Source organism: Arthrobacter sp. 10T44, from assembly GCF_056393885.1.
In genome coordinates, this window is sequence record NZ_JBFTGT010000017.1 from 1 (window position 1) to 5661 (window position 5661).

General features: G+C 68.8%; 2 protein-coding genes. Both read right to left on the reverse strand.

Annotation, left to right across the window (positions count from 1 at the left end; genetic code table 11):
- Positions 1 to 243, reverse strand: a 243-nt coding sequence (locus AC1DBL_RS16675; RefSeq protein ID WP_476926521.1) for a hypothetical protein, incomplete at its 3' end; no start/stop codon positions are given.
- A gap of 150 nt (positions 244 to 393) precedes the next feature.
- The coding region (locus AC1DBL_RS16680) for an Ig-like domain-containing protein (protein WP_476926522.1) at positions 394 to 5661 on the reverse strand (5268 nt) is incomplete at its 5' end.

Consider the following 5661-nt stretch of genomic DNA (forward strand, 5'->3'; position numbering starts at 1 on the left):
CAACACCCGCGACGGATAATTCAACCGCCCCACCGCATTCTTCGCCTTCGACACCACCCACACACCACCATCGTTCAACTCCACCTCAGCAGTCTTAAACCCCGGATAGATGATGGCCCCCGTCACCAACACCGCAGCAGCAGCCACAAACGAAGTGGCCGTGACGAACTTGCGGCGCGTGCGTGATCGCGGTTTCGTGGAACCCGGCTTTCTGGCACCCAGCGTGGCGAAAAGACGTGTCACAGCGTTAGCTTTCCTTCAAAATTGTGTGGTGGTTCCCCCGGCGGACCCGAGACCGGTCCCCCACTTCCCGCGACAGCCTACCCAACGATCTCCGGCAGCGCGATGGGGAGGACTGCCCGGCGGAGGGTGACGGCCTGGGCCCGGGGCGGGTTATGGCGTGGCTCCTGTCGGGAAGGTGCACAGTGGGACGCCGCTCTGTGCCGGCGAACCGATGGTGGTGTGCAGCGACTGGATCCAGCGGGTCTGGTTCGGTGAGCCGCGCATGATGTAGTACCACTGGCCGTCGCCGCTGTAGGTGGTGCCGTGCGGCTTCCAGCACATCACGTCGAAGCTGTCGAAGTGGGACATCCACGGCCGGTCGTAGCCGCCCTTGCCGTCGCAGGTGAATTTCTGCGGGTCGTAGGAGGTGGCGCCCGGCAGGTCGGTGCAGCTGCGGTCCATGCCGGAGTTCAGCCTAGTGGACCAGCGCGTCTTCTCTGCCCCGGACTGGGCCGACGCCGAGGCGAGCGGGCCGCCGGTGCCGCGCGAGTTGACGGTCTGGACCTGGATCGTGTGCCGTTCATTGAAGCCGCCGGTGTTGACCGTCCGGCTTCCCGAGGGGCCCACCCGTTCCCAGCCGCCGTTGTCGATTTTGATCTGGGTGTAGGCGATGTCGTGGCTCCCGGCATCCGGCGAGGCCCAGTTAAACGTCAGGTTCCGCTGGTTTTCCGCGCCGTTGGTGCCGGAGGCCGACGGGGTGCCGGGTGAGCCGTAAGGGTTCGCGTTAGCCCCGGTGCTGGCGTCCGAGCTGGGCGCGACGGACGAGTTGGCCGTCACCGTGACGGTGGTGGCGGCGCCGTTGGCGAACCCGCCGACGGTCTGGCCGGGCCTGATCGGCCCGGACTGGCCGGTGCTGGCTCGGTAGGTGTAACTCACCTCGGAGTAGGCCGAGCCGTTGCGTTCCGCAGCGGTGAGCTCACGGAAGTTGATGGTGATGGCCCGACCGGCGCCGCCGGTGTTGGCCTCGGCGGCGCTCACGCCGGAGACCCGGCTGAGCTTGCCGGTGGCGCGGCGCGGCGCGGAGGCCGCGCTGGCGGAGCCCTTGCCGGCCTTGTTTTCGGCCTGCACGGTGAAGGTGTAGGACGCTTCCGAGTTGTTGGCGGTGAAGTTCGCCGTCCGCACGGTGCCGGCCACGGTCTGGGTCTGGTCCGCGCCGCCGCCGCCGCTCATCGTGACGTAGTAGTTCTTGATCGCGTCGCCGTTGGTGATTGGCTCATCCCAGTCCACCTTGAGCTGGTTGGAGGTGCCGACGGCGGAGGCCACCGACGTCGTCGGCGCGCCCGGGGCGGCCGGGACGCCGGCGGGGTTGTCCTCGGCGGAGTACTGTCCCCAATCGGAGGGGCCGAGCTCGTTCACGGCCTGGGCGCGTACCTTGTAGCGCACGCCGTTGGTCAGGGCCGGCCAGGTGTAGTTCAGGCCGGTCACGCCGTTCTTCACGGCGACCCCGCTGGCCGGCGGCGGCGAGATCTCCAGGTTGTAGTTCTTCACCGCGGAGCCCTCGGTCTTCGCCGCGGGCCAGGCGATCACCATGTTCTTGTCCCCGGCCTTGACGGTGGGGGCCTCCGGCGGCGAGGGCTTTTCATCCGGCCGGATCTCGTTGGAGGCCGGCGAGGGATCGGATTCCTTCACCTCGTTGGTGGCGGTGACGGTGAAGACGTACTTGACGTCGTTGGTCAGTCCGCTGAGGGTGCACGTGGTGGTGGCGCAATCCTGGCTGAAGCCGTTGCCGGAGCGCACCGTGTACTTGGTGATGGCGGCGCCGTTGTCCGACGGCGGCGTCCACTTGAGCACGGCGGTCCGGCTGCGGACGTCCGTTGCGCTCGGCGCGGACGGGGCGTCGGGCTTGTCCCGGACGGTGATCCGGACGCGGCCGTCGGTCTGCCGGGAGAGGTCCCCGGTCTTGTCCATGACGGTGTAGCGGACCACCATCACGCCCTTGAAGCCGCCGGCGGGGGTGACCGTGATGGAGTCCCCGGCCACCGCGGGCTGCCCGGCCGCGGAGCCGGTTTCCACGGTGGCGGCCACGATCCGCAGCGGCGTGTCGGAGAAGGGGTTGAAGTCGTTGGCAAGGACGTTGACGGTCTCCGCCTTGCCGGCGTTGGCCTTCTCCACGACGTCCTCGTTCGCCACCGGCAGTGGCCGGTTTGAGGCCGTGACGGTGGCCGCCACCGTGGCCCGGACAGGATCGGAGCGGCCGTCGGTGACCTTGAGCGGGATGCTGCCCTTCCAGCCCGCGGCCTTGGCGGAGTCTGCGGTGACTTTCAGGGTGGCGCCGTCAAGCGTGGCCTTGAAGCCCTCCGGGAGTGTTCCGTCGAGTTCGAATTTAAGTTTGTCCTGGTCGCCGGCGTCGACGTCCTTGGCCAGGTTGCCCAGTTCCAGGCTCGCGGACTCGGCCTTCGGCACCTCAAGGGTGGCGCCGCTGAACGTCGGCGGGTGGTTGGCGTTCGGGTCCGGGATGACCTTGGTGATGATGCTGAGCGTGGACTTCAGCCCGGCCGGGTCCTCGGGTCCGCTGCCGTCGGTGACCTCGAAGGTGACCGAGCCCGGGCCCACGTAGTCCTTGAGGGCGGCGTAACGCAGCTTACTCCCGTTGCCGGCCACGACGTTGTCCGGCTCGGCGCCCTGGACCTTGACCTTGTCCACCTGGGTGATCCGCGGCGTACGGCCTTCCCTGACGCGGACGTACTCGCCCAGGTCCAGGGTGATTTCCTTGCCGGCCATCACCTCCACGGCCTCGGTCCGGGCCAGGGTGGGGTGCTGTTCACCCTGGCCGGGGACCCAGATGACCGCCGTCGCGCTTTGGCCGTCCACATCGGTGACGGTGTAGGGAACCAGCTGGTCCTTCGGCGCGAGGGCCACCCGGACGGTCCCGTCGCCGGCCACGCGCGCGTTCGGATTGCCGTCCGGCAGGCCGATCTTGAGTTCTGCGGCGACGCCGTCGGGGTCGGCGTCGTTCTTCAGGACCGGGACGTCGACGGCGGACTTGCCGAGGGTCTCCGCCGGGGTGACCACGTCGTCTTTCGCGAGCGGGGCCTTAAGGGTTGCATCCGGGCTGACCCGGACCCGGATCACGGCGCTGCGCTGGGCTTTTTTGTCGTCCTGGATTTTGTAGCTGACGCTCTCGTTGCCCGCGGCGCCCGGCGCTGTGAGCAGCACCTTGCCGCCGTCGGCCGGCTCGACGGCGAGCTCCGGGCGGGCCTCGAAGCCGTTGCGCACCAGGCTGATCGGGTCCCCATCGGGATCCGAGTCGTTCGTGAGGGCGTCGACGGCGATCTTGCGGCCGGGCCGGACGTCCACGGCGTCGTCAACCGCGATCGGCTTCTGGTTATTGATTTCCCGCGGCGCGATGCCGACGATCACGGTGCCGGTGTTTTCGGCGCCGATCCGGTCCCGGACGCGGTAGCTGAAGGTGTCCGTGCCGGCGGCGTTGCCGGCGGCGGTGAATTCGAGGTAGCCGTCCTTGACCACGGCCGTGCCCATTGCGGGGGCCTTGTCCACGCCCGTCAGCTGCACAGAGTCGCCGTCGGTGTCCACACCGTCGAGCGGCACCGGGATGCGGACCGTCATGCCGGCCACCACGCGGGCGGTCAGGTTCTTCGGTTCGGGGCGGGTGTTGCGTTCGTCGTCGCGGGCCCGGATCCGGATGGACACCTGCTGGGAGTCGGATTGTCCGGAGGCGTTGGTGACCTTGTAGATCGCGTAGACCGTCTTCGGCACCTCGCCGGCGATGAAGCGCAGCGTCTGGCCGGCGGTGAAGGTGCGGCCGTCGGCGGCGTCCGGCTTTTGGGCCAGCACCGGTTCGAGGGTGAGCTTGCCGCCGTTGGGGTCGGTGTCGTTCTCCAGCACCGGGATGGTGACGACGTCGCCCGCACGGACGGTTGCCTCGTCGGGTTTGGCCTGCGGCGCCTGCAGCTTGGACGGCGCGGGGACGACCAGGACGGCGATCTCGCCGCTCGCGGAGGACTTGCCGTTGGAGATTGTGTACTTGACGTTGAGCTGGCCCTGGGCGCGGAGGTCGGTGATCCGGACGACGGAGTGGTCCAGGACGGCGACGCTGAGCGGCAGTCCATCGGCGGCGGTCACGGACTGGACCACCAGGACGCCGCCGGAGGGGTCCGAATCGTTGCCGAGGACGTCCACCAGCACGCTGCCGCCGGCCGGCAACAGCGCGGTGTCGCGGACCGCGACCGGTGCTCCGTCGCCGCCGCCGGGGACGACGTCGACCCGGACCAGCTGCTGGGCGCTGGCCGGCCCGTTCGTGACGAGGTAGGAGACGTAGTGTGCGCCGAGGGCGGTGGAGTTGAAGGTGAAGGTCTGCTGGTCGGCGCCCATGGTGGCGGTGGAGTTGCCGTCCGGGGTGGCCTGGGCGAGACGGAGCGCCCCGCCCTGCGGGTCCGAGTCATTTTTGAGCGGGGCGATCACGGTGTCCACGCCGGCGACGGCCACGAGGTGGTCCGCGTTCGCGATCGGCGGCAGGGCTCCTGGCGGGCGCACCTCCACGGTGACCTTGCCTTCGGCCGTGGACCGGCCGTCGGAGACGGTGACGGTGACGGTCTTGCGGCCGGGTTCGGAGCCGGAGTCCTGGAAGCTGAGCAGGCCGTCGGGCCGGACTTTCACCTGGTCGCGGGGGTCGCTGCTTGCAGCGCCGACGACGAACACGTCATCGCCGTCGGGGTCGGTCCAGTCGGTGAGGATGTTCTGGCTGACCGCTTTGCCGGCCTGGACTACGAGTGTGGTGTTCCTGTTCGGTTTCTGCCGCGGGGCGGAGTTCTCCCCGGGCGGGACGATGTTAAGCGTGACGTCGGCGGAGGCGGAGAGGCCGCGGCCGTCGTCGACCGTGTATTTGAACGTTTCCGTACCGGTCTTGTCCGCGCCCACGCTGACCTGGAAGCCGGTGGCGCCGTAGATCGGTGCGAGCAGCCCGGATTTGAGCGGTTCCGGCGACCGGACGGTGAGGATGTCGCCGTCGGGGTCGGTGTCGTTGTCCAGCACGGGAAGGATGGTCGTCTTGCCGGCGCGGACCCCGAAGGTGTCGGCTTTGGCGACCGGCGGGCTGTTGGGTTTGGTGCGGTCCGGCAGGACGGTCTGCTGCACCTCGTCGGCGGAGTCCTTGTCCGCGTCGTCCGAGGTCTGCTGCGGCGGGATGACGTCGTCCCAGTTGTTCACCAGCTGCATGTTCTGGTTCACCAGCCACACATTGCCCGAATTCACATCATTGAGCACCACCACGTCCCGGTTCACCCGGAACACATACGACGGCGACGCGGACGCCTTCGGCACATCCACGCTCCTGTCATCGGCATCACTGCCGCAGTCCCGCACATACTTATTCGCCCCCGACCACGCCGCATGCACACAACCACCCAACTGCACCGGCGC